This window comes from Frigoribacterium sp. Leaf186 (assembly GCF_001423905.1).
Lineage (GTDB): Bacteria > Actinomycetota > Actinomycetes > Actinomycetales > Microbacteriaceae > Frigoribacterium.
Genome location: NZ_LMPQ01000004.1, coordinates 1 through 425, shown reverse-complemented (window position 1 = coordinate 425; position 425 = coordinate 1). Strand labels below are relative to the sequence as shown.

The 425-nt window shown below is 37.9% G+C and carries 1 protein-coding gene; it reads left to right on the top strand.

The window, feature by feature from the left end; translation table 11 throughout:
* Positions 1 to 68: 68 nt before the first annotated feature.
* A partial coding sequence (locus ASG05_RS16195) for an IS3 family transposase (RefSeq protein ID WP_369814038.1) occupies positions 69 to 425 on the top strand: 357 nt, incomplete at its 3' end.

Here is a 425-nt window from a genome sequence, read left to right as displayed (position 1 = left end):
GAAGCAGTTACTATTATCATCTTAAGACTAAATCGGTATTAAATAAGCATGAGGTTGCTAAAGCACAAATCAAGAATATTTATCAACAGCATAAAGGAAGGTATGGTTACCGTAGAATAACCTTGCAGATGAAGAACGAGGGAATGATTATCAATCATAAAACGGTTTTTAAACTAATGGGCTCACTTGGGATGCGTTCGTTGATTCGCAGAAAGAAATATCGTTCTTACAGAGGGGAAATAGGCGCTATTGCACCTAACCTGCTCCAACGAGACTTCAAATCAAACCAACCTGACCTGAAGTGGGCTACTGACATTACCGAATTTAAAGTTAAAGACAAAAAGCTTTACTTGTCGCCTATTATTGAGCTTTTTAACGGCGAAATCATTAGTTACAGTATCTCAGAGTCGCCTAACTTCAAACAG